Source organism: Microcoleus sp. B5-D4 (genome assembly GCF_036705145.1).
In the GTDB taxonomy this organism is placed as follows: Bacteria; Cyanobacteriota; Cyanobacteriia; order Cyanobacteriales; family Microcoleaceae; genus Microcoleus.
This window is the reverse complement of sequence record NZ_JAUBTV010000033.1, coordinates 1-25,050: the sequence shown is the minus strand read 5'-3', so window position 1 is coordinate 25,050 and position 25,050 is coordinate 1. Positions and strand designations below refer to the sequence as shown.

General features: G+C 44.6%; 16 protein-coding genes. 9 read left to right on the top strand and 7 right to left on the bottom strand.

Features of this window, described 5'->3' with window-relative positions; all coding sequences use genetic code 11:
* Positions 1-112 precede the first annotated feature (112 nt).
* A complete protein-coding gene (locus tag QUB10_RS16920; protein WP_333203836.1) occupies positions 113-1,471 on the top strand; it encodes a VWA domain-containing protein in 1,359 nt (452 codons plus the stop codon).
* Between the two features lie 116 nt (positions 1,472-1,587).
* Positions 1,588-2,289, top strand: coding sequence for a zinc-dependent metalloprotease family protein (locus QUB10_RS16915; RefSeq protein ID WP_333203835.1), 702 nt, complete (start codon positions 1,588-1,590; stop codon positions 2,287-2,289).
* Between the two features lie 27 nt (positions 2,290-2,316).
* Here the strand turns inward: QUB10_RS16915 and QUB10_RS16910 are convergent, their stop codons facing one another.
* Positions 2,317-2,772: a TerB family tellurite resistance protein gene (locus tag QUB10_RS16910; protein ID WP_333203833.1), complete on the bottom strand. Its 456-nt coding sequence runs from the start codon at positions 2,770-2,772 to the stop codon at positions 2,317-2,319.
* Between the two features lie 220 nt (positions 2,773-2,992).
* A complete protein-coding gene (locus tag QUB10_RS16905; protein ID WP_333203831.1) occupies positions 2,993-4,162 on the bottom strand; it encodes a DUF58 domain-containing protein in 1,170 nt (389 codons plus the stop codon).
* 283 nt (positions 4,163-4,445) lie between these two features.
* Here QUB10_RS16905 and QUB10_RS16900 point away from each other — a divergent pair, with 283 nt between their 5' ends.
* The 3 genes from QUB10_RS16900 (at position 4,446) to QUB10_RS16890 (ending at position 9,831) form a co-directional block, all read left to right on the top strand.
* Positions 4,446-5,726: a PilT/PilU family type 4a pilus ATPase gene (locus tag QUB10_RS16900; protein WP_333203829.1), complete on the top strand. Its 1,281-nt coding sequence runs from the start codon at positions 4,446-4,448 to the stop codon at positions 5,724-5,726.
* A gap of 566 nt (positions 5,727-6,292) precedes the next feature.
* The gene (locus tag QUB10_RS16895; RefSeq protein WP_333203827.1) at positions 6,293-7,924 is read left to right on the top strand and encodes a polysaccharide biosynthesis protein; all 1,632 of its coding nucleotides are present in this window, start codon (positions 6,293-6,295) and stop codon (positions 7,922-7,924) included.
* A gap of 701 nt (positions 7,925-8,625) precedes the next feature.
* Positions 8,626-9,831 (top strand): glycosyltransferase family 2 protein, encoded by a 1,206-nt coding sequence (locus QUB10_RS16890; RefSeq protein ID WP_333203826.1) that lies wholly within the window; start codon positions 8,626-8,628, stop codon positions 9,829-9,831.
* Positions 9,832-10,098: 267 nt separating this feature from the next.
* Here the strand turns inward: QUB10_RS16890 and QUB10_RS16885 are convergent, their stop codons facing one another.
* The gene (locus tag QUB10_RS16885) at positions 10,099-16,029 is read right to left on the bottom strand and encodes an AAA family ATPase (RefSeq protein ID WP_333203825.1); all 5,931 of its coding nucleotides are present in this window, start codon (positions 16,027-16,029) and stop codon (positions 10,099-10,101) included.
* 167 nt (positions 16,030-16,196) lie between these two features.
* Here QUB10_RS16885 and QUB10_RS16880 point away from each other — a divergent pair, with 167 nt between their 5' ends.
* The 4 genes from QUB10_RS16880 (at position 16,197) to QUB10_RS16865 (ending at position 19,569) form a co-directional block, all read left to right on the top strand.
* Complete coding sequence (locus tag QUB10_RS16880) at positions 16,197-16,415, top strand: hypothetical protein (RefSeq protein WP_333203823.1); 219 nt, start codon at positions 16,197-16,199, stop codon at positions 16,413-16,415.
* Between the two features lie 113 nt (positions 16,416-16,528).
* On the top strand, positions 16,529-17,275 hold the full coding sequence (locus QUB10_RS16875; protein WP_333153733.1) for a hypothetical protein: 747 nt from the start codon (positions 16,529-16,531) through the stop codon (positions 17,273-17,275).
* Between the two features lie 84 nt (positions 17,276-17,359).
* Positions 17,360-17,554, top strand: coding sequence for a hypothetical protein (locus QUB10_RS16870; RefSeq protein WP_333203821.1), 195 nt, complete (start codon positions 17,360-17,362; stop codon positions 17,552-17,554).
* Between the two features lie 311 nt (positions 17,555-17,865).
* Complete coding sequence (locus QUB10_RS16865) at positions 17,866-19,569, top strand: NAD(P)/FAD-dependent oxidoreductase (RefSeq protein WP_333203819.1); 1,704 nt, start codon at positions 17,866-17,868, stop codon at positions 19,567-19,569.
* Between the two features lie 573 nt (positions 19,570-20,142).
* Here the strand turns inward: QUB10_RS16865 and QUB10_RS16860 are convergent.
* From QUB10_RS16860 to QUB10_RS16845, 4 genes are all read right to left on the bottom strand, one after another.
* Entirely contained in the window at positions 20,143-20,697 is a 555-nt protein-coding gene (locus QUB10_RS16860) for an NYN domain-containing protein (RefSeq protein WP_006635267.1), read from the bottom strand.
* Between the two features lie 180 nt (positions 20,698-20,877).
* Entirely contained in the window at positions 20,878-21,717 is an 840-nt protein-coding gene (gene murI / locus QUB10_RS16855) for a glutamate racemase (protein WP_333203817.1), read from the bottom strand.
* Positions 21,718-21,894: 177 nt separating this feature from the next.
* A complete protein-coding gene (locus QUB10_RS16850) occupies positions 21,895-23,682 on the bottom strand; it encodes an N-acetylmuramoyl-L-alanine amidase (RefSeq protein WP_333203815.1) in 1,788 nt (595 codons plus the stop codon).
* A gap of 442 nt (positions 23,683-24,124) precedes the next feature.
* Positions 24,125-24,631 (bottom strand): hypothetical protein, encoded by a 507-nt coding sequence (locus QUB10_RS16845; RefSeq protein WP_333203813.1) that lies wholly within the window; start codon positions 24,629-24,631, stop codon positions 24,125-24,127.
* Between the last annotated feature and the right edge of the window lie 419 nt (positions 24,632-25,050).

Genomic DNA, 25,050 nt, shown 5'->3' with positions numbered 1-25,050 from the left:
GTACATAGATGCTCCTTACTTCCTGGAATCAGAAGTGGACAACAACGATCGAAACCTTTTTTTGTTGACAATAGCTAATCAGCCGAATTTGCATTGAAGGAAAACCAATAGAATGGGAATCCAATTAACCAAAGGTGAAAGGTTAAATCTTTCTAAAGCTGCTCCCGATTTAAAACACGTGGCGATTGGCTTAGGTTGGGATGTGAGCCAGGTTGGCCCAAGCTATGATATTGATGCTTCTGTGTTTATGTTAGGTGCTGCCGGCAAAATAATTCATGAAAAATACTTTGTATTCTATAATAATCTGAAATCACTGGATGGCTCTTTAAGACATTCAGGAGATAACAGAACTGGGCAAGGCGAAGATGATGATGAGACGATCTACGTAGATTTGACAAAAGTCAAGATTGCTATTGAGCAAATAGTTTTTGTTGTCACTATTCACGAAGGGCTGGAAAAAAATCAAAATTTCAGCCAAGTTAAAAATGCGTTTATCAGGCTTTACAACCAGGAAACAGGAGTCGAGTTAGCTCGGTACGATTTAAAAGAAGCTTTTTCTCAAGAGACAGCGTTGGAGTTTGGCAGATTGTATAGAAAAGACTTAAAATGGAGATTTCGAGCAGTAGGAGAAGGTTATAAAGCCGGCTTGCAAAGTTTTGTCGATAGGTATTTTGTCGAGACTAAACAGGAAGAGAAGAAAGTAGATAGTTCTGTACTAACTCATCAAAAAGAAACCCAACAGCAACCTATTGATATTACAAAAAAAGCAGACATCAGCCTTTTAAAAGCCAAAGTAGATATTTGTCTTAAAAAGAAAGGAATTGATGATATCCTAGCAAGAGTTGCTTTGGTTTTGGATATTTCTGGCTCTATGAGCCATCAATATAGTTCTGGTGCAGTGCAAGCGTTCCTTGAAAGAATAGTTCCAGTAGCTAGCAGACTAGATGATGATGCTACATTAGATGTTTGGTTTTTTGGCTCAACATTCAAAAGAACAAGCTCGGTGACGGAGACAAATGTTGATGGCTATATCACAAAAAAAGCCGGCGAAATGAAGAGAGCTTTACTTGTTTTTAAAATGCCTTCTCTGATGCTGGAATTAGGCGGCGGAAACAATGAAAGTTTGGTAATACAAGATGTCATAAAAAAGTATACTCAGGAAAAGCCTAGTAAACTGCCTACATTTATTGTTTTCCTCAGTGATGGAGGCGTTACTAATGAGCCAGAAATTAAAAAATCTATAGTTGAAGCTGCAAAATATCCGATTTTTTGGCAATTTGTGGGATTGGCTGGTTTTAACTATGGAATTCTGGAAAGACTAGATAGTATGGGTGGCCGGCTGGTTGATAACGCTAACTTTTTTCATTTAGACGATTTGGGGAAAATCACTGATGAACAATTGTATGAAAGACTGCTGAATGAATTTCCCGCTTGGATTAAGCAGGCCAGATTGAAAGGAATATTAAAATAGGGAAATCGGAGCATTTTGTTGGAGACTGTGGCAACTATCAACTCAACCCATAGCCTTAGCTAAAATTAGCTCAAATTAACAAGAATACTACGATAAAAAATTCCTACAATCAGTCAATGTCTCTGTACGATCGCCTAGACTTAACCAAACACAATCGCCAGCTAAAACTCCCCCTCTCTCAACGGCTAAACCTGACTAAACCCCCCAAACTCCGTTGTCAGGGCTGTCGTTCCCGTATCCGGCCTGAGTGGGAGTTTTGCCCTTCCTGTGGAGGAGTTCTAAGGGATAAAGATAGCGATTTTCGCCGTTGCATTTGGGTAGATGTATCAGGAATGGATGTCGCACCCGAAAATAAAGAAGCGATCTTTTCCCTGTTGATGGACGCCTTCTCCAAACTCTACGGCGCATTTAGAAGCATCAAAGTATTTTTGACATCTGATCCCCCCGATCGCCAAGAGTGGGGCGAAGATTTTACCCATGTTTATATATTCGTGGATAGCCAGCCGGTTGACTATCTCGGCGTGGCTAGCTTCAAATCGGGAATGGTTACAGATCGGGCGATTATTCGGATTGACCAAGTATTCTATGCTTCTTACAATGCCAGCCTTAGTCTCAATCAACTATCTAACTTAATTGCAAATACCATTGCCCATGAAATAGGGCATACACTAGGACTCGATCATTCTGCACTTCCGACCGATGTCATGCACAATGGACTCGTTCATACTGTTCATAGCTTAATGCCTCCCTCATTTCATGCAGAGCAAATAAACTCAATGAACAATGCTATTCGCAGATATAAAGCCTTGAATAATTGATGGGCTAGAACCAGGAAATAGCTGAATTTAGAGATCGAATTCCCCAGGATTAATGCCCACAGCATGGCAAGCTTCTTTGACAACCTTCTTTTCATCTTTGTCAAAATTACCATCCGCACCACCGATAATAATGCCAATTTGGATGACGGCACGACCTTGGTCTAGTTTTTTATTAAGTTTCCCTATCGCTTGGATAGCCTCAATTTTACCAAAATCGAAGTCCTGTGAGAGCTTCTCACAATAAAAATCAAATTTTTGCTTTAACTCCGACGCCGGAAAAATTTGGAGTGTTTCATTGGAAATTATTAGAGCAGCCGTTTTTTGTCTTTCCTCGGTATTGATAGTGCCATCAGCAGCAGCAATCAATGCACATATTGCCATTGAGGCATCAGCAAAATCATTGTTTTTAAACTTGGAAATATTGGTTTGCAGAGAAACATTGATTTGTGATACGTTCTGCTTTAATTTATCCCAGAAAGTCATTTTTTCTCCTGTTTGGTGAATGAGATATGATGTTTATGACCGGAGTCACAGTAATCTAAGCTGCTCTTGCTCTTAACTTGCCAAGCAATTGCCAGACCCTGTAAGACCCTTAACTTTATCAATTACACTCCTGTAGTGTATCATGGTTCTTGAGGTTTTAGATTAATCAAGTCAATCTTCATAACTAATCGCTCTTTCACCGGTTTTTTCGTGGACTATCTTAATAACTAATCGCTCTTTCCAGAGTATCTTGTAACTGAAGTTCTAACGGTCGGTCAGAGCGAATTTTCAAACCCGGTAAATCGTGTTTGACTAACGTTTTTTCGCCGGTTTCAGCAGTTGCCAACGGCCAGAGTACCCAGCGGCTGCCAGGGGAAAGAGTGCTTAAACTTGCAGAGTTTTGAGTCAGCCAAATTATCGGCAGTTTCGACCGATTATCGATCGCATCTTCCCCAGCATTAACCGCCGCTAAAGTTTCCAAAACTACCCGGTTCCCCGAAACAAGTCCAGTCCCGGCAGTCCAAAGTTTGACGTTTAACAGGCGCTTGCTAGCATAGAAGTAAAGAGACGCAGCTACTGTCACGGCTCGTTCAAATTCTTCTGGCTGCCACGCCGCAGCGCTGTCGAGAGCAATAATAATTTCTTGACCGCCTGCTGCAACTTCTAACTCTCTCACCCGCAGTTCTCCGTAGCGGGCGCTGGTGCGCCAGTGAATCAGGCGGGTGGGGTCTCCGTGGCGGTAAGGTCTCAGGTTGCGGGTGAGGCCTTCGGTAGCAGTTTGCGATCGACTGCGATTGTAAAATTGCGGGCTGTCTTCTTGACCGATGCGATCGATCAAAGGACAAGTGCTCAACGGCAAAACTTGTGGATAGACAACCGCCAGCGCTTTGACTGCGCGACTGCGCCGGCACCAAAACAACCCTAAAGGTGCCGCCGTCCTCAAGTTTACCTCTTGCCAACGATAGACGCCGCGCTGCCGGACTTCCAGATAGTATGTATCCCTGTATATACTGTTCGGCTCTATGACTTCGATCGGGCGGACGACCGGTTCTCCCAATACAAACGGCAAGATGTCTATCACTTGCAACAAAGTCTTAGGTTGGCGGGCGCGATTTTCGATTTCTAGTTCGACGGTGATTTGATCGCCCGCACTCACCGGTTCGATCGGGCGGCGACGGACTTCCAGCGAACGGAGCGATTTTCCCGGCAAAACCGCCGCTACTCCCAACAGCGCTAAACCCCCACCGCTGAGCACGTACAGCCACCCAGACATTGTATTAGTCGCTGACCCAAAAAAGAAAACCGTCATCCCCGACAGCAGCCAACCCGCGTAGGCAGGGGTAACAGCGCGATTTTCGAGCCAGTCGGCGATTTTGTGACCGATGTTCATAGGAGTTGAAATTGTTAATTACTCGATCGCCCCATCAAGCCTAATTGTAAATTATTCTCAGCATTTAGCACCGAATTAGCGGAGAGCGATTAGATTAGAAATCTGGCATTTTTTCGCAATAAATCTACATTGACCCCGCCCAAAAACGGATACCCTGCCACGTACACTCAGTCAGGGTCGAGCCCAAAATTTTAGACTCTAGTTCCTGCTCCCAGATTAATCTGTGGAGTAAATCTAAAATCTAAAATCTAAAATCTAAAATAGACTGACTGGAGACCAAAAAATGAACCCATTAAACAATCCTACACCCCTTCGACCAGAGGCTCAAGCCCGCCGAACACCGCCCCCGCCCCCGCCCTTGGCTGCAACTCCCGCGCCACCTCCTGCACCAGCGCCGAGTGCGCCCCCCGCAGCCCAGAAGCGGTCTGTTGAGACACCCGTCAGTACGATCGAACAAATGGTCAGAGATGCCCATAGCGCAGGAGCTTCCGACATTCACATTCGAGTCGGCCAAGTACCTCGATTTCGGATTCGGGGCGTGATGCAAGTAGCAACTAACCACCCCAAAGTAACGCCAGAAATTTTTGAAAATTACCTAGCCGAAATTCTCACCCCCGAACAGCGAAAACAGTTTGCAACTACCAAGGAATTAGATTCAGCAATTTTTTACCCGGGCTTCGTGCGGTGTCGGCTAAACTGTTTTGATTCCCTCAGCGGCGGTGCCCTAGTATTGCGGTTGATTAGTTTGGAAATACCTACTATCGATTCCTTGAGGTTGCCAGAAGTTTTCAAAAATATCATTTTGCGATCGCAGGGATTAATATTGGTTACAGGGCCTACCGGTTCGGGGAAATCGACAACCGTAGCTGCGATGATCGACCACCTCAATCAGATGGAGCAAAAGCACGTAGTTACAATTGAAGACCCGATCGAATTCATTCACCCTTCTAAAAAATGCTTGGTCAGCCAGCGGGAAGTCGGCTTGCATACCCACGAGTTTCAGCAGGCTTTGCGGGCTGTTTTGCGGGAAGATCCAGATGTAATTCTGATCGGGGAAATGCGCGATCGCGTTACCATCAATACAGCGTTGCAAGCCGCTCAAACTGGTCACTTAGTATTGGGAACTCTCCACACTCGCAGCGCCATTAACGCTATTAATCGGTTGTTGAACCTCTACCCACCCGAGGAACAACAGGCGATGCGGATTCAAATTTGCGATTCTTTAGTAGCGGTAATTGCCCAACTTTTGCTGCCAACAGTTGATAACCGTCGGGTAGCAGTTCACGATATTTTGGTGAATACACCTGCCATGCACGATTACTTGATGAAAGGTGCTGATGATGAAGCTTTCCGATTAATGGAACATGATACTTACGAAGGAATGCAGATTATCAACCAGGGTCTTTACAAACTGGTGCTTGAAGGCAGAGTGACGATCGAAGAAGCAGCAAAAATTTCTCCCGAAGCCAGCGATTTAGACCGTCGCTTGCGGACAGGAGGCTACGATGTTGCCGACGCTCGCGGCTTTGAAGGCAGCAAAAAAGAACGCACCGTTCGCGCCTAGTAGCAGCACACATACAGGGGTAGGCACAGCAGGACTACCCCACCCATCAAGTAACAAGATTTTCAGCAGACGAAAATATTTGATGAGGGCTTTCATGCGTATTTTTACTTAAAATCTCCCTTTAGTTAGTAACAAAAAATACATTTTAATTAAATAGTAAAATGCTATAATCAATGCCGAGTGTATTGTTAAGTTTTTTAAACCTAGACCCTACTTTACATAAACTTTAAAATTGCGTGAAAACTCGCAGGTTATTGCAAAGAAATAGTAAAGATATCTTCGGAGTATTGCCAACACTCAGCAATTTAAGTATATAGTTGTAGTGACAAATTTTCGACATAGAACATTCCGACTTTGCCGATATTTGCCGCTCGCAGAAATAAGCAAGTTAAAAAAGCGCTTAATAAAACTACAAGCAGAGCCGAGGGCGTGTCTTTCCGATTAAGTAGCTTTCCGTCGAAAAAATCCTAAAACCAAGCAGACTTTTAAAGATTCTGTCCCTCGATAATTTGTTTAACAACTCGCTTATCAGCAACGGTATTTCTAGAATTTAAAGGAGCAAAAAAGTGAAGAGTGCATTTAACCAAAGAGAAGTGTTTGAAGGTGCCAGCAAAGCCGAAATAATCGATCGCATCCAGCAGCTAGTTCCGCCCGGTTCCCCGGAACCCCAAGATCCTGAAATCCTCGCGGTTTTACAAACTCTCACCGCACAGCTAATCTCCGCCTATCAAGCCGACGGACAATTAGAAAGCGAACCTTTTAGCGACGTGCGCGATCGCACTATTCACCTATACGCATCCGCCTGCAGCAGCCAAATCAAAGGAAAAACCATCCTCATCACCGGTGGAGAAGGATGTGTCGGCAGTTTCTTAATCGCAAAACTCCTCGAATTAGGCGCAACTAAAATCATTTCCGCAGACAACGCCCGATGTCAAAACGCCGAAGAAAATCTCCCGCTTTTTACCCAAGAAGGTGCAGTAACTTTCTATGCCGCCGACATTCGCAACTTCGAGGCGCTCAAACACATATTTGAGGTAGAAAAACCAGCAATTGTTTTTCACCTAGCAGCCCAGCGCCAACCCGGACTAGCTGAAATCAAAATCCGAGAAACAGTTACAACCAGCCTGTTAGGATGTAAACACATCATCCAACTCTGCGAAGAATACGGCGTAGAACACTGCATCTTCTCTTCCACAGGCAAAACATCTCGATATTTTACAACCGAAGTTTACGCCGCCTCGAAGAAGTTTGCCGAATGGCAATTTGCCAAAGCAGCTCAAGAAGGAGATGTCACTTACGGGATGGTTCGCTTTACTCATATGTTAGAAAATAGCTTGTTCTGCGAGCAAATGTCCAAAAAAGTAGAGCAAGGTAAAACTGTCAACGTTCACGCTCCCCACCGCTACGTAACTGCTCAAAATCTTTTTGAAGCCGTACATTTATTGCTGAATTCTCTGATTGTTTCCGTTCCCGGAAAACTGAAATTTGTTGCCGTAAGTAATCTCGGTTGGCCGACAGAAACCTTGGAAGTAGCTCTTTATAAAATTCTTGAATCAGGCAAAAATCTGCCGATTTATTTTCAAGGACTTTTGCCGGGATATGAAGAACCGTTTTTCCTAGGACAATTTGACTGGAAAAAACCTACCGATATTCACCTTCTAATTAATGTCTTGGAAGATCCTTTTAGAAGTGTTAACGATGCTGGCGACATGGTGAGTGTAGAATTAGCTCCTTTTTCTTTGCGCGTGTTAGATAAACAAGTATCGAAGCTGGAAAGCTTAATCATCGATCCAGATTTCCCCGAAGTGCAAATCAAGCACGCTCTTGTCGCAGCGGAAAAAGAAGTGATTGCTTCCTCTTTTGCGTGGAGTGCCCCCGAAGACTTGTTGAAGATTTTGCAGTGGGGAATCAATCCCAAGAAATTGCAAGGTTACGGAACGGAAATCGCTGACTATAGCGAGATTATCGAACTCCTCCTACAAGGAATTTGCGGGCGGCTTAACCAAGAAGTCTTGCACAGTGCTGGAATTACGGCAGATGAGTTTGATGACTTAGTTGAGAGTCTTTCTACCCTGGATTCGATTCAAGCAGAAGTGGGATATTTGCGATCGATATCGAGATATCTCAGAGAATTTGCACCCCCCGCACAGTTCACCACCAAAAAATCTGAACCTGTTGCTATCCGCGATGCAGCGTAGCTTGAACATAGTTTTCAGTTTGGAGATTGCTTTGTGACTGCCCACCCACAGGGGATGAGTTATATCAATTCCGGTTGCAGGAGGGAAATGATTGTTGACAGTTGACAGTTGACAGTTGACAGTTGACAGTTGACAGTTGACAGTTGACTCGGTGTCGAAAAACTGAATGGTTGAGTGTTAACTCTTGACTCGATTTTATTATTCCGATGCAACCGGATTTGATGTTAAACATGGACTAAGTGTTTAGTGGATTAAAAATAGAACACCTAGAAACCTGGTTTCTAAAAGAAACCAGGTTTCTGCTGTCTGGGCTTGTTTGAGGTGTAATTAAATTGAGTGATTTAACATTGTCAGAATTGACATGATATGATATTATTGGCGACCACACAACCGCAATCAAATTAATTTGTAGGGATGAGGCTAGTCCTAGTAGTTTTAGGAGGACTTAAGTTCTCACAACAAATGTGAGAAGGGTGATTTTTTGCGGGCATGATATGATGATATAGCCATCCTTGCAGGAGTCGTAAATTTTTGACCCCACCCCAACCCTCCCCTTATCAAGGCGAGGGAGTAAGAAATTTACAAATGATTGAGGATGGCTATACTTTAGATAGCGTGGCGCCGTGAGTTAACAAAGGTGCAATAAGATTAAATAAACTCAATGAACGCGACAAATAAAATTAAATTAAGGTACTAGAATTGTGGAAATTAATCAGCTACTATTCCTATTGATAGATGTTGTGCTATTGGCGATCGCCCTGATCCTTCTAATTCCCGTTGCAGTTCTATTTCTAGAATGCAGTGCAGCTTTCTTGTCCGGCGAGGGCGAGACAGCCGAAACTAAAGCGCCCCGCCCCAAAGTAGCAGTTTTAATTCCCGCTTACAACGAAGCAGCAGGAATTGCCGCCACCATCTCCACCATCTTGCCACAGCTAACACCTCAAGACCGCCTGTTAGTGATTGCTGACAACTGCACGGACGCCACGGCAGAAATCGCCCGTAACTCCGGTGCAAGTGCGATCGAGCGCCAAGACACACAACGCAAGGGCAAAGGATACGCACTGGATTTTGGCTTGCAGTCGATCGAATCAGACCCCCCCGAAGTCGTCATCATGGTTGACGCAGACTGCATCTGTCAGCCAGACTCTATAGAAAAATTAGCCAGGGTTGCAATTGCTGAACAAAGACCCGTACAAGCGACTTATTTAATGGAACAGCCACCAAATCCTACTCCCAAAGATTCCATTTCTGCTTTAGCATTTCTTGTGAAAAACTTAGTCCGTCCCAGCGGCTTAAAACAGTTAGGATTCCCATCATTACTAACAGGTACTGGCATGGCTTTTCCCTGGTCGATAATTCGATCAGTTTCCCTAGCTAGCAGCAATATTGTTGAAGATATGCAGATGAGTTTGGATTTGGCGATCGCCGGACACCCAACAGTATTCTGCCCCGAAGCCAACGTCACCGGGTGTTTGCCACAGCAGCAACAAGCAGCTAAAAGTCAAAGAACCAGGTGGGAACACGGTCACATACAGACATTGTTAACTCAAACTCCCCGGCTGACAGCAGCTTCAGTCGAGCAAAAACGTTTTGACTTATTGGCGATCGCCCTCGACTTATCCGTCCCTCCCCTATCGCTTTTAGTCGCTATCTGGCTAGCTGCTTTTGCCGCCTCTTTACTAGCAGCAATTTTGGGAACATCCCCAATTCCCGCCGTCTTGTTAGCAGTACAAGGATTACTGATTTTAGTTTCAATTGTCGGCGCTTGGGCAAAATTCGGGCGTGCCGATATTTCTGGCTCAACTCTCTTATCTGTACCTTTTTACATCCTTTGGAAAATCCCTTTGTATCTAGGTTTTCTCCTGAAGCGGCAGACTAAATGGGTGCGGACAGAACGCGATGTTTAATATTTAAATTGAGAAGTTTTAACCGCACATATCAGCCGATAAACACAGATTAACACAGATGAACGCAGAGATAATTGTATCTGCGTTCATCGGCGTTTATCGGCGGTTAAAAAAACATATATAAAAACTTAGGGATGAGAATTAAATAAAATCCACTTTTCATGACTGTTGTGGGATGGGCGTCCCGCCCGTCCTTTCTGGGCGGGCGGGACGCCCATCCCACAAGAAAAAAGGGAAATTATTTAATTGACGATCCTTACAAAAAGTTCACTGCTTCACGGGAATTTCAATCACAAACTCAGCCCCTTCACCGGGCGCGGAAAAGCACATTAGCTTCCCGCCGTGTTTCTCGACTACAATCTGATAACTGATACTCAACCCTAAACCAGTACCTTGGCCCACAGGTTTTGTAGTAAAGAAAGGGTCAAATATTCGCGATCGTACTTCCTCCGTCATCCCCCGACCATTATCAGCAATATAAATTCTCACCAAGTTTTTGTCGCATACCTCAGTCCGAATCTTAATCTTTCGCTCAAAGATTGGAGATAAAGGATTTTCGAGTTTGGCAGTTGTATCCGGTCGCCCAACTCCTAACTCCACAGCATCAATTGCATTGCTCAAAATATTCATAAACACCTGATTTAACCCAGAAGCATAACAATTTACCTTCGGCAGTTTACCGTACTCTTTAACTACCTCAACGCCATGTCCGAGTGCATCCTTTTTCAACCTATGCTGCAAAATTAGCAGAGTCGAATCAATCCCGGAGTGAATATCCACTGGTTTCATCTCGGCTTCATCCAGGCGCGAGAAATTCCGCAGTGACAGCACAATATTGCGAACGCGATCGACCCCAACCTGCATTGATTTTAGAATTTTAGGCAAATCTTCTTGAATAAAAGCCAGGTCAATATCTTCTGTTCTAGCAACAATCTCAGGATTAGTATTCGGGTAAGACTCCTGGTAAAGCTCAATCAATCCCAGCAAATCTGAGCTATAATCGCTAGCATGGAGAACATTGCCATAAATGAAATTAATCGGATTATTAATTTCGTGAGCAACTCCCGCCACCAACTGCCCCAAAGAAGACATTTTTTCCGTTTGAATTAGTTGAGTCTGCGTCGAGCGTAATTGGGACAAAGTAACTTCTAATTGTGTCGCTTTTTCTCTCAATTGCCCCTCAGACAGTCGCAAAGCATCCTCCGCTAACTTGCGCTCCGTAATGTCCTGTATCGTCCCAAATAACTTAATCACCTTACCGCCATCAAAAATAGCTTGCGCCTTAAGATAAATATATCTGACAGCTCCATCAGCGCGCAAAATTCTCATCTCATACTCGCAAGGATTTCCTAATAGACTAATCTGCTCTACTACCTCTAACCACAACTTTAGGTCATCTGGATGAATTTGCTTCCTGTGTTCTAAAATAGTGGGTTCTGGTAGTTTAGGGTCAAGGCCAAAAATTCGGAATACTTCCTCAGACCAAGTTAATTTATCCCCCTCCAAATCAAATTCCCAGTTGCCGAGGTGCGCCAGTTTTTGAGCTTCTTGCAGCTTAGCTTCTTTAGTCTTTAATTCCTGCGTGCGCTCTTCTACTCTCACCTCCAGCGTCCGGGAATAATCCTCCAACTGTTCCTTAGCCTCCGACAAATTAGCAACAAGTACCGCATTTTCTAGAGAGATAGCAGCTTGGGAAGAAAGTATTTTCAAAACTTCTAACCTAGTTGGAGAAAACGCTTCAGTAGCTAAATTATTTTCCAGATAAAGGAGACCTACGAGTTTGCTTTGATTCAGAATAGGAGTACAAAGCGCAGATTTCACTTGCTGCCTTTTAATATAGGGATCGTCTGTAAATAGACCTTCTCTAGCAGCCTGACTTAAAACTACATCTAAGTGCGTTTTTTCCACATAATTAATCACCGTTATTGGCAAAACCTCTGCAGGAGATACTCTAGGGCATTGTTCAACTGCAACATCCGAAGACTCCACCGATGCCGCTGCTTGAATCAGCAATTTGCCTTCCTTGGGCATCAACAGAAAACCTTTTTGTGCCCCAGCATTCTCGATCGCCATTTTCATTAATTTTTCTAACAACTTGTCCAACACAATTTCACTAGCTAGCGCTTGAGATGCTTTAACAACAGTTGTCAAATCCAATAAACTGCTGTGACTGCTGCTCGTGCTATAATTAGTGCTAGTAATAGTTCGATCTCCGCTGGCTTTTCCCGCCGATGCAGGGGGTAAAGACATCGGATACTCTGACTCCAAATGTTTGACCTTGGCGGTTGCTCCCCAATGAAGATAGCCGTAGTAAGCATCTATTAGATAACTCTGAGCCACTTTGTTTCGACCGCGAGCCAGATAAAATTCTGCCGCCCGTTCGTTGGCTAGCGCTTCTTCGTGGATGTATTCATTCTCCGAAGCTCCTTTCACTGCTTGATCGTAATACAGAGCCGCTTTTTCATATTGTCCCAATACTCGCGCTTTCTCTGCCTCTACCAAGTCATATTTATGCTGATAATTTCCCGGAGAGTTCACAGCCCAATGCTTCATTTTTTTCTGAAGCGAAGCAACTTTTTTTAAATATTTTTTCTGTTCAAAATTTGAAGCTGTGGGATACAAAGCTAAGAGTGCTAGGGAATAGTAAAAATTGTGGATGGGAACATAGATCATGCCCATCACAGCCTCAGAATAATTTGATGCCATAATGGCATTATCAGCAGAGATTGCATAATCTTTAAAGAGATAATTTAGCCATGATTTAGAAAAATATACTACAAATATTACCAGATTATTTTGACCCTCCCTTAATCCTGGTAGCATAGTTTCTTCATTAAACTTTTCGCCCGTCAATAGGCAAGGATTGGCTGTTTTACCTTGCAAGTTTAAGACAACTTGCGCCCCTACTCGGGATTGATAAATCATAAATTCATTCTTATAATTCACCAACATTTGAATATAGTGACTCTGCTTAGTCTCCACAGAATCCAGAGGTTCCCCACTCAAAAATATATAATTGCTGTAAAAACTAGCACAATAACAAGCATTGTTGACATCTCCCGTTTCCAGTCCACTCTGAATACCCTCAAGTAAACCGCTAAGACTTTCCCTGACGTGCTCAGACCAGTGACGGATAAAACCATTAAAAATTAGTGAAATTTGAGAGTTGTACAAGTTGGTGTGGAATCGTTCTAAAAGTGCCTGAGCCATTTGACCGTATCGGTATCCAGAATCCATATCGCCTAACACCCCACACTGGAGCGAAGCATAGTTTGAATACCCAACACTAGATAGTGGCGTATTCCCGTACTTAAGAGAAAGAGTAACAATTTTAAAAGCGATCAGTGGGAACATATCGGGTAATGCTATAAAAGCAGCCGGAACCATATTCGTTAAAATCCGTATAGCCGCAATTTTATTAGGGTCAGTCATTGGTGGCAGTTGTAATAAATCCTCAATCTGCTTATTTCTTAAAGCTAGTTTTGTGCGAAATAGCTCCATTAAAATATTTAGTTTTTGTGGATTTTTAGGTATGTACACTCCCAGCATTCTCAAAGCTTCTAGAGCTATATCTATCGAAGCTTGGGCTTGATTTTGATTGAAGTAAAAAATAACTTTTAGCTCATAAACGGGGAGTTTATCTAGCAAAGTTTTGGCGCGGGACATGATAACATTTGATAGGTGAAATGAGCGCTCAAAATCGGTATTTATATACGAAGCTTCCAGTGCTTCGGAATGGATTTCCATGATTAAATCGTAGTGACTCTGCCAAGCTCCATCGGGTAGAAGTTCTAGACCTGCATTAAAATATTTGAGCGCTGCTTGATAGGCGGCACAACTCTTAGCTTTCTTACCTGCTATGAGATTAAAGTTAGCTAGTTCAGTTCGCTGTTCCTGATTTGTGATGAATTCCACCCCGATATTGAGTTGGTTGACAATATCAAAGATATTTTCTGCTATCTCCGATGCCGTAGGGGCGGTGCCCCCGTGCCCGCCGTGCAATAGCATGGAGCCGATTTTTAAGTGAGTTTGTTTTTTCTCGGAGTCAGGGATGAGAGAATAGGCGGCTTGCTGTACGCGATCGTGCAAAAACCTGTAATCAATTGAGCGTTGCATAATTGCGGGATGATTTTGATTGTTTTGTGGGATGGGCGTCCCGCCCCTCCGGTGTGTTTTCACTATTTCTTCATCAAGCATCGGAATTTTGTAAGCATCGCTCATTGGCAGAATTAAACCAGCTTGAAGTGCATCCCATAAATGAGCCGCCGTTTCCGGGCCCGATTTTTCCCTAACAATCGCCAAATTTTCTAAATTAAAACGGTTGCCCATACAAGCCGCTAATTTCAATACTTGCTGCGTCTCCTCCGGCAGTTGTTGCAGATTCCGAGCAACTAATTCAACGACACTGTAATCTGCAATGCCAGCGGCTTCAATTTCCGTGATGTCCCACTGCCATGCACCAACAGTGAAATCAAAAACTAACAGTTGTTCTGAGTGAATAGTTGAAAGAAGTTGAGTTATAAAAAATGGATTTCCGCCAGTTTTATTAAAAATTAACTCGGTCAAAGATTTTAAGTTTTCAGTTTGATTACCCAAAGTATCGCGTACTAGCTCAGTGACGCTGCTCAAATCTAAACATGGGAGGATAATGTGATGCACAGCAGCACCACTCTGTTGAATTTTTTCGACAGTTTGAACTAACGGATGAGTCGAATTCACTTCGTTATCTCGATAGGCCCCTATCAGTAAAAAATATCGGCTATCTTGGTCAGTAACTAATTCCTCAATCAATTTTAAGGAAGCTAAATCTGCCCACTGCAAATCATCCAAAAATAGAACTAATGGGTGTTCGGCTTGGGCAAACACATTCATGAATTCTTTAAACAATCGATTAAAGCGATTTTGAGATTCTGTCGGCCCCAATTGTGGAACAGCAGGCTGCGAACCAATTATTAGTTCGACTGAAGGGATGACATCAATAATAATTTCACCGTTATTACCCAGCTTTGACAACAGCTTTTCTTTCCAAATTGTTAATTCTTCTGAGCTGGTTGTTAATAACTGCTGCATCAATGACTCAAAGGCTTGAGTTATTGCAGCATAAGGAATATCCCGCTTAAACTGGTCAAATTTTCCAGCAATAAAATAACCCCGTTGCCTGACAATTGGTTTGTGGATTTCACTGACAACTGAGGTTTTACCGATGCCTGAGTAACCGCTTACCAACACCATCTCTGTCTTCCCAAAGCTGACTCGCTCGAATGATGCCATCAAATCAGCGACTTCTTGTGTGCGACCGTAAAGTTTTTGGGGAATCAAAAATTGACCAGATTTGTCAAGTGTCCCTGGAATAAAATTTTCAATTTTGCCAGTAGTTTGTAGCTGAGTTAGACAATTTTCCAGGTCTGCTTTTACTCCAAAGGCACTTTGATATCTGTCTTCGGCATTTTTAGCTAATAGTTTCATGACAAGGGATGAAATTATCTGCGGGACTTGATTGTTTAGTTGATGGGGAGGAACTGGCGTCACCGCAATGTGGCTGTGAATTAATTCTAGCGGGTCGGTTGAATTAAAGGGCAACTCTCCTGTTAGCATTTCATAAAAGGTGATGCCTAGAGAGTACAAGTCAGTTCGGTAGTCGAGGTCTCGGTTCATCCGACCAGTTTGCTCTGGGGATATATAGGCTAGAGTGCCTTCTAGCACCATAGTATTGCTATTTTGGTGGACTTCTCTCGATAGGCGCGTCGCCATGCTAAAGTCGGTGATTTTTACTTGTTTTAAATCTGGTGTTATGATAATATTTGAGGGTTTTATATCTTTATGAATAATCTGGTTTTGATGCACTTCTCCGAGAGTTTGAGCCACTTGAATAGCTAGTGGCAAAAATTTATGAAGTTTAATGCTTTTACCCGCTTGATGGTGCTTGAGAGATTGACCGCCACAATCTTCTAAGATCAGAGCGAAACTGTTGTTATATTTTTCTAAGCTATGGGGTTTGACAATCCCTTCGAGTTTGAGATTCGAGCTAATTTTGTATTCATGTCTCAAACGGGTAATTTCTTCTATTGTGGGGTACTCGGTATTGAGTGTTTTAATAATGACTGACGATCGATCGGATTCCCTGACTCCGCGATAAATGATCGACTTCACACCAAGTTGAACAACTTCTGTGATTTTGTAACCGGGAAGTGTATTCATGCTTTTATTCTGTGACTAATTGTTGGGTTAACATCGTGCTTGATGTCGATCGAATCTCTGGCGAACTCTACTTAAGTATTTTTTGTAAGTATGGTAATTTGGGATACCTTATAATCTAAGTAATTACTCAGGGATTTTTTAGATAGCGAGATGCCTAAACTTTGAAAGTGCCTGGACGGGCGGACAGCCAAACATCTGGTTTGAACTCCGACTTAATCATGTACGGTCTGACACCTCACCGAGTTGATTGCCATATTGTAACAAATTCTGTGATGTCGATCGCACACATGACAGACAAATTTTTATATACTCAAGGTTTTGCTCAACGTTTGAGTCCGCTAACCAACAACGAAGGGGACGCCCGGAGGACGAAAACGCAGGTTTAGGCGATCGAGAACATAATTAAACGTGATGTCAAACACAACAATTATTGATTTAAATCACATTTGCGTCGTGATTAAGTTACTAGCCTATAGATTCATTAATCAGGTGCATCACAATGGAAGAAGTCCTAGAATTGATTGAAAAGAAGAAGCAAGAATTTGCTAAAGCAGAGCTATTTGAGTTTATGCGAGACAAAAGTATAGATCCAAGACAACGCCTAGCTTTCGCTCCCTGCATTGCTCACTTTGCAATGAGTTTTGGTGAATTGAACCAGTCTATTTTCAGAGAAGAACCAACCAACGATCCTCTTCAGGCAATGATCAACAATCATACTTACGAAGACGATCATCACTGGTTGTGGTTTTTGGCCGACATGGAAACACTGGGTATTAATAACAAATCCTTGAAGTTCAGCGATGCTTTGAATTTTGTCTGGAGCGAACAACTAAAAGCTTCACGGTTGGTAACATATCAAATTTTTCGATACGCTTTTGGAGCCAGTCCAATCACTAAGCTAGCAATTTTGGAAGTGGTAGAAGCATCGGGTAACGTGTTCTTGTCAGCGACAGCATCAATTGCCGAAGAACTCCGATCAATTACTAAAAAGGAGCTTATCTATTTTGGCTGTTTTCATTTGGATGTGGAAACAGGTCATACTACAGGGACGCCGGATGTTGAGCAATCGATCAAAAACATACCACTGACTATTGAGAGCCGTCAAGAGATTTTTGAGATAGTTGAGAATTTGTTTGAAATTTTCACGAAACAGATTGCTGAACTTCTGGTTTATGCAAAAACCCATAGCTTTGACCAACCTTTTGCCCAGCCCCGCGAGATTTTGCAACCTTTAAAAGCTGCGTAGCTTACGAGATGTAAAATTTGCTACTTTTAGAACCCGATCAATCTTAGAATTAGACAAAATCTATTACTTACAAGGAGACCTATCATGTCACAACTTAACAGCAATTCTTCTACGCTCATGAATGAACTAGAACCGAATTTGATCCACTCTTGGACAGAGAATTTGGATATTGCTCACACTTGGACAGAGAATTTGGATATCGCTCACACTTGGACTGAGAATCTGGATATTGCTCAAACTTCTCCCATAGCTGAAGATGAGAAAGTAGCAGTCGGATAAAATCTGTTGCAAACTGAAAGGTTGCACCAATGTCGATCGGGGGCTTTTTCGTGGGTGGGGGCGGGTTTACTTAACCTGTTTGTACCATTTAAAGCGGTTGGTGAACCCGCCCCTACAAATTTTTGATACTGGTGCAACATCTCAGCTAAAACCTGTTGTAAATAACTATTCAGCCACCGAATGATGGGCGGGTTTCTTTAACCTGTTTGTACCATTTAAAGCGGTTGGTGAGGGGAACCCCTACAAGTTAAGAATAGTTAGACATTTTTCTCGTCAATACCCAAATTCAGCATCTACTATTTCTCTGTGATATGAGCCATTACGACGTTGTAATTGTGGGTGGCGGCCCCGCTGGGAGCACTGCTGGCACTCTGATCAAGAAATACAATCCCAATCTGAGCGTGCTAATCCTAGAGAAAGAAAAATTCCCTCGCGATCATGTTGGGGAAAGTCAATTGCCTCAAATTAGTGATGTGCTTCAAGAAATGGGATGTTGGGACAAAGTAGAAGCAGCCGACTTCCCAATTAAAATCGGTGCTACCTATCGCTGGGGAACAGATCCGCATCCTTGGGATTTTAATTTTATCAAGCCTGAACAGTTTAAAGATGAGCGGCGTCCTGCTAAATTTGAGGGACAGAGACGGCAAACTGCTTTCCAAGTCGATCGAGCAAAATATGACGAAATTTTGCTGCGTCACGCGGAAGAAATGGGATGTTTAGTAAGAGAAGAAACGCCCGTTGTTAAAGTAGATATAGAGGGCGATCGCATTACCGCCCTGCACCTGCGGCAAGAACAAATAACTGCCCGCTACTACCTCGACGCATCGGGCCACATCGGCGTGCTGCGACGAGTTTTAGGAATTGAAACACACTGCCCGACGCGGTTGCAAAATATCGCTATCTGGGACTACTGGACAAACGCTGAATGGGCCGATAAAATTGGCGTTGGTGGCACCCGCGTACAGGTAATGAGTTTGAGTCACGGGTGGATTTGGTTTATTCCCTTGGGCCCCACTCGCACCAGTATCGGCTTTATTTGCCCTGCGGAACATTACAAGCAGATGAAACAGCGGCCAGAGGATATATACTCTCAAGCACTCAACAGCGAACCCCGCATCAGCAAGTTAATCGCTAATGCTACCAGTACCGGAAAGATTGAAACTACAAAAGATTGGTCATTTTTGGCTGATAGAACAGTAGGAGAAAACTGGTTTTTGGTCGGAGAAGCGGCAGGTTTTGCTGACCCTATTTTAGCTGCTGGCATGACTTTAGCTCACACTGGTGCCCGTGAAGTCGCTTACACAATTTTGGAACTAGAGCAGCAGAAGCACGAGGCTAACTGGCTGAAAACTCAATACGATCACAATCAGCGCAGCCGAGTTAAAAAGCACATTCGGTTCGCGGATTACTGGTACGCTGCTAATGGTCAGTTCACTGATTTACAAGAGCATTCTAGGGAAATCGCGCGGGATTCTGGGTTGAATTTAAGCCCGGAAAAAGCTTTTCAGTGGTTGGCTCAAGGCGGATTCACGAATGATATTTTGGGTCAAGCTGTGATTGCTGGATTTGATTTGGGTTCTATGAAACAGGTGATGCAACGCTTTTCGCAGCAGGAGGTTCCGTGGCTACTTTCGGCATACAATGTGTTTCAGTTAGATTTATTGGATGCGGAAGTCGAGTTTGTCGCTGTTTATGATGCTGGTCAAATTAGCAAGATCAAGTGTTATGTGAAGAACGGTCAGCGCTTGCCTGTTACAGGATTCTACGGTTTGCTGATTGACATTTTGGGCCGCACTCAGTACATTGAACAAATTTATCGGCAGTTGGTACTGGTGTTTAAGGAACGTTTTTCTGTGCAACACGCACGAGTAGCTCTTCATCAAGCCCTTGGTTGCTTGGAGGTGATGGTGAGTTCTGGTATTGTCAAGGCGATATTAAACCCGGAGTTGTCTAAGTTGAATATTTCCATACCTATGGAAGGTGAGTTAATTCACACTCACAGGGATGTGAATTAAGGCGCTACCAGAAAGCTTGACCCCAAACCATCTCAAGTCTTAAAAAACAAAAAGTCTGAAGCTGGAAAATTCCAACTTCAGACTTTTACTAACTCCCCGGGTAGGATTTGAACCTACGACCAATCGGTTACACTTATCCCAACGTTTCCGAAGGGGGCGGACTATTTCATCATCCCTACAAATCATGTTTGTGATTTGTCGTCGGATGTCGGGCGCTATGAGATTTATTGGTTAGGCTCCTCATCTCTAGTCTCTGCACCTTTCCGGCTACTTGCGATCGTAACCGCTGCCTTTCGCCAGACTTGGCTCAAGATTGCCGCCACCCGAAGTGCTGCGGTTTCCTTGAATTCACCCGATTTTTCAGTATCCGTTACCGGATAGAGCTGCTATGTCACTAGGGCTTTTGGTTGATACCAAAGGCTTGCATTCATTACAGCCGACCGCTCTGCCACTGAGCTACCGAGGATTGGGGGTTTTTGTTACCCACATTTACTAACAATAGCTGAACTTCCTCGATTTGGCAAGGCCTTTGAGAAACTTTTTTTTTGTCAGACAGGGAGCGGGTTTCAGCAGCTAATGCAGCCCCATTCTCAACTTGGCGAGGCGCTGCTGGGATTCTGGATCGAGGGAACTGGCGAGAAAGCGACTGGAATTTTGTTTGCGGGATTTGTGCCGGCGCTCGCTGCGGCGGGCGGTGGATTCTACGTCAGCCGCTAGTTGTTCGGCGGACATCCATTCGGCACCGTAGCCGACTACGGTCAATTGCTGCGCTCGGTCTGAGGTGGCGACAATCATGCGGCCTTTGCCTTTGACCGATCGCAACTCGTAGCGCAAACTAGCACAAGATTTTTCAATATAAGTATCTGCTGTCTGACCGAAGTCAGTGTAGTGCACTGATAAATTTTTAGTAATAATTTCTTTAACGCCGGGAGTATCTCGATAGTGGGCGTCAAATACAAGTCGAGCCTCAAAATCTTGAACGGCGCTGTAGTTAACTAAAACCTCAATCAACTCGCGGCGAGCTGTTTCGAGTTCGTCGCGATCGCGCTTCTCTCGGAGTCGAGGCCAAAGTCCAATTATGTTATAGCCGTCTACAAGTAAAACTGCTTGTGATACATAGGGTGACATGGTTCAAGGCTGAAGAGCTCCAGCACGTATAGGACATTATTTGCATTGTTCATCAAAGCTTTTGTTCAATAATATTACCTATTGATGTGTAATTGCTAGGTTACATCGCAATAATTAAACCCCCCAGAGCCAGCTTTACCTGAGTTTTGGGGGGTTAGATTCATCTATAAATTTTCCGGATTATTCGGCAGATTCCAGTGGGACGGGCGATCTTACAACTGTCGGCAGGGATATTTTCTCAACAGCAGGAGTACAACCGAGCCACTGCACCGACAACTGGGCAAACTGCTGCGGGGGGCCGCTCACGCAAAAACGAGTCGGCAGCGCAGTACCAGGATTCCGCAGCCCTAAAAGCTCCAATTCTCTGGCAGCAGCAGCCACCACCCGTACCGCAGGATCGATCAATGTCACCCCAGCAGGCAAAAGTGAGCGCAGCACAGGAGCCAGCAGCGGATAATGAGTGCAGCCGTAAATCAGCGTATCGATGCGCTGCTGAATCAAAGGAGCCAAATATTCCCGAGCCACCTCACAAGTATAAGGGTCGTGAATCCGGTTTTGCTCCACCAGCGGCACAAAAGCCGGACAGCTAACCTGCCAAACTAGGCAAGAATCGTCCATCTCCAAAATCGCATTTCGATAAGCATTGCTAGCAGCCGTCGCAGGAGTTGCGATGACCCCGATCCGCTTGCCTTGCTGCACCGCAGCCTGCGCCCCCGGCAGAATTACTCCCAGCACCGGGATATCAAATTCAGCCTGCACCATCTCCATCGCCAAAGCAGAACTGGTGTTGCAGGCCATAATGACCATTTTCACATCCTGTTCCACCAACCAGGCCATAATTTCGCGGACAAACTCCACAATTTCTGACGGCGTGCGAGTGCCGTAAGGCAGCCTCGCCGTATCTCCAAAATAAAGTATCGATTCGTTGGGCAATTGTCGGTACAACTGGGTCAAAACAGTCAAACCGCCCACGCCGCTGTCAAAAATACCGATTCTTTGTTGTCCAGAGTCTGTTGTCATTTGTTAATAGTTAGTTGTCTGTTGTCTGTTGTCTGTTGGCAGTTGGCAGTTGGCAGTTGGCAGTTGGCAGTTGGCAGTTGTCAGTTGTCATTTGTTAATCGTTTGCAGTGGCTAATAACAGATAACCAATAACATTAATCAACAGTCAACAGTCAACAGTCAACTGCCCACTGCCCATTATCTTTGTTGAAGATAAAACAAAATGCCGCGAGCGATCGAAGCCGCCATTTGACTGCGGTAAGCTGGGTCAGACAGCCTAGCAGCATCATCAGCACCCGTCACAAAACCCACCTCCAGCAAAACAGAAGGCATAGAAGTCTTCCTCAAAACATAAAATCGCGCCTGCCGCACTCGGCGGTCACTCGCCCCCGTCCCCTCCAAAATACTGGCGTGAATCACCCTCGCCAAATCTTGGCCGTTATTGAAATAATAAGTCTCAATCCCACTGATATCGGGCCGACTCATATTAATCGCATTAGCGTGAATGCTGACAAACAAACTAGCATTCACCCGTTCCGCCAAAGAAACTCGGGGTTCCAGGTCGATTTCCCTGTCGTCAGTCCGAGTCATCACCGCCTGCACCCCCTGTTGTTCCAGCAGCCTCGCCACCTGAAGCGAGATATCCAAAACAATCTCCTTTTCCTGAATGCCCTGAATCCCGACTGCCCCCGGATCGCGGCCACCGTGACCAGGATCGATCACTACTACGGCGCGGCGGTTTGAAGCTTGGGGCAACTCATCGGTGCCGAAAGTCCTTCTCGGCAAAGGCTGCAAATTGGGAGTGCGAGTCAAAGGCTGCGCGCTAGCATTCGATCGCAACTGCAAAGACAGCAACTGCGGGTTGGGTCTCGTCACCCTGCCTACCTCTACCCCCGATCGTGGCTGCACCCAAACCACCACAGTCTCCGCATCTTCTTGGCTGGCACTAAACGATACAGGACTGTTGGCATCGAGCTGAGGAATTTCGCCGGTCAGGACACTAGAGGCGATCCTAATCCAGTAAGCTCTCGACCCCTGATCCCACCCGCTGGTATAGGAGACTTGGCGGTCAGTTCTCACCACCAGTTGCGTGCCGTTACTGGCTAAATCAATTGACTGAACTCTCGCTAAATTTCCTTGAGATTGTCTCGCCGGAGGAGCTACAGTCAGGCTGCGGGGAACCGAGGGCTGTCTTACACTTCCAGGCAATAGCACAACCCCGCCCAAATTGCTCACAGACGCTCGCCACTGAGTATTAGGACTCTTCATCCGCAAAGTCACGCGGGTAACGGGCGGGTCTGTTGGCAGTTGCCGGACTTCAATCTTGTCAACCCCGTGCTTACCGTTCGTTTGAGGCTGTTGGCTGCTTAGGCCCGGCGCTAAACTCGCTCCTTCAATATCGAGGGTGGCGATGTCCCCAGCCCGACTTTGTTCAAAATTAATTTGGGGGCGACCGCCCGCAGTGCGGACTAAAAAACCGTCCGCCGTCACCTGAACGTTCTGAACTACAGTCGCCTCGCCAGACTGGGCTTGGGATGCTGAAGGTTCAACCGATAACCTTTCTCCCCCTGGCTCTGAAATCGGATTTTGAGTTCCTCCCCGCACCGGCGTTGGCAAATCCACTGTCCACTCGCTCGGAGAAATACCCCGGAATTTTACTTGCTCGGGGTCTATAGTAAACCCGTCTCTGATCTCGACCACAATTCTGGTCGTATCGTTGTCAAACTGCCCTACCCGCACCGATTCGATCGCCCCTGAGAGCGGTCTGCTGACCGAGGGACGACCCAGACTCGTCCCCGGCAAGTCGATTACCAACCGCATCGGGTTGAAAATCAGTTGAGCCTTGGGTTGTACTCCCCCGTCTGTTGTAATGTAAAGCCGGTTCTCTGAAGCATCAAACCGCCAAGATTGCAGTCTAGCTGCTTCGGCGGCTCCGGCGAGCAAAAATACACTTAAGAAACTCGGTAGTAGCCAGTGGAATTTCACGACAGTTTTTTCCTCGTTTGCGTTACTGCCAAAAGCTGGAAGGGCGCTGCTTGCCCTCAGAGGCTTTCAGCAGTTAGCCGCCAGCAGACCGGGGACACGGGAGCCCTCAGTTGTTGGCTAAATTGACTTTTTTATGCGTTAATAGGCTCCAAAATGCCAGATCCCGGCATTTTTGAACTTTCCCGTATAATTGGGGGCGATCGGTTATAAGCAGACTGAAAGATTGTTGGCACAAGGGAAGGTATTTATTTTTAGGAGCAAGAAACAAGGTGTTTCTTGAAGTTAGAAGGTACAAGTTAGAAGGTAGAATTTTACCGTTCTTCCAGGGAGGGGTTTCATAGCTCTTTAATGTTGGCGAAGCTCGTTACGGCCAGGGTTATAATCCGCTTTACACTTGCGTTTTGTTCTAACTTTTCCTAAACTACCTCAATAACTTAACAACTTACCTCGACAACAATCCGGATTTCCAAGATTTAGGTAACTTTTCAAGGTCACCAAATGTTAGTCCCTGACCAACTGACATATTCTTTTGGAAAAGCTTTTTTGCTACTTTTTTGCTAAGAGATTGACAGTTAAATACAACTACATATCGCCCCTGCTCTCTTTTTTTCTGGATTTTTTTAATCAGTGGTTTTCGGTGCTGCTTGACACTTAGTGGGGCGATCGCGATCGCGCCCGCCAATTTAACATTATGATAGCTAGTCCATGTTTTCAGCAGTAACGGGAGAGTTTTGTGTGTTACTTGGGCCGGCAATGCTTTGTGTTTTAGGCTCTTTTTGAGTGCACGATCGACAGCCAGAGCATTGGTTGGTTGGCCAGAGAAAAAGTTTTGACCGTAGATATAGTAGTTATCGCAGTTGTAAAGTTTGTGGGACAGCAAAGACAATCGATCGGCTTCTGGGTAAAACCTGTGATTTGGTTTAATGACTTGCCTTTCGACTAACTGCATAACTTGGATGTGTACTACCAGTTAGAGAAGATACACTATCTTGGTGATTGTGTCAATCTCTGACCGAAAGCATCCAGGATACAAGCCCTCGGATTCATTCCTTCGCAGACTCAGGACCCAGAAATAAAAAACCTGTATCCGATAAAGAAGCCCTCGAATTGATCCGTGGGGTCAATGCTTCAATTCTAAAATCTAAAATCTAAAATCTAAAATCGATTAACCTTCTAAAAAAATGGCAATCAATAACCGTAGATACATGACTTCACAGAAAGACGGAGACTTACTTTCCTGCAGGAGTCGTCCACAGCAAACAAGTGGTTTAGGTTAGCTCAAGCCTGTAGATATAGCCTTTCTCTGAAAGATGAGGTATCATGTTACTGACACTCACTCGTGAGGGTCAAACAGAGAAAATCAGCTCA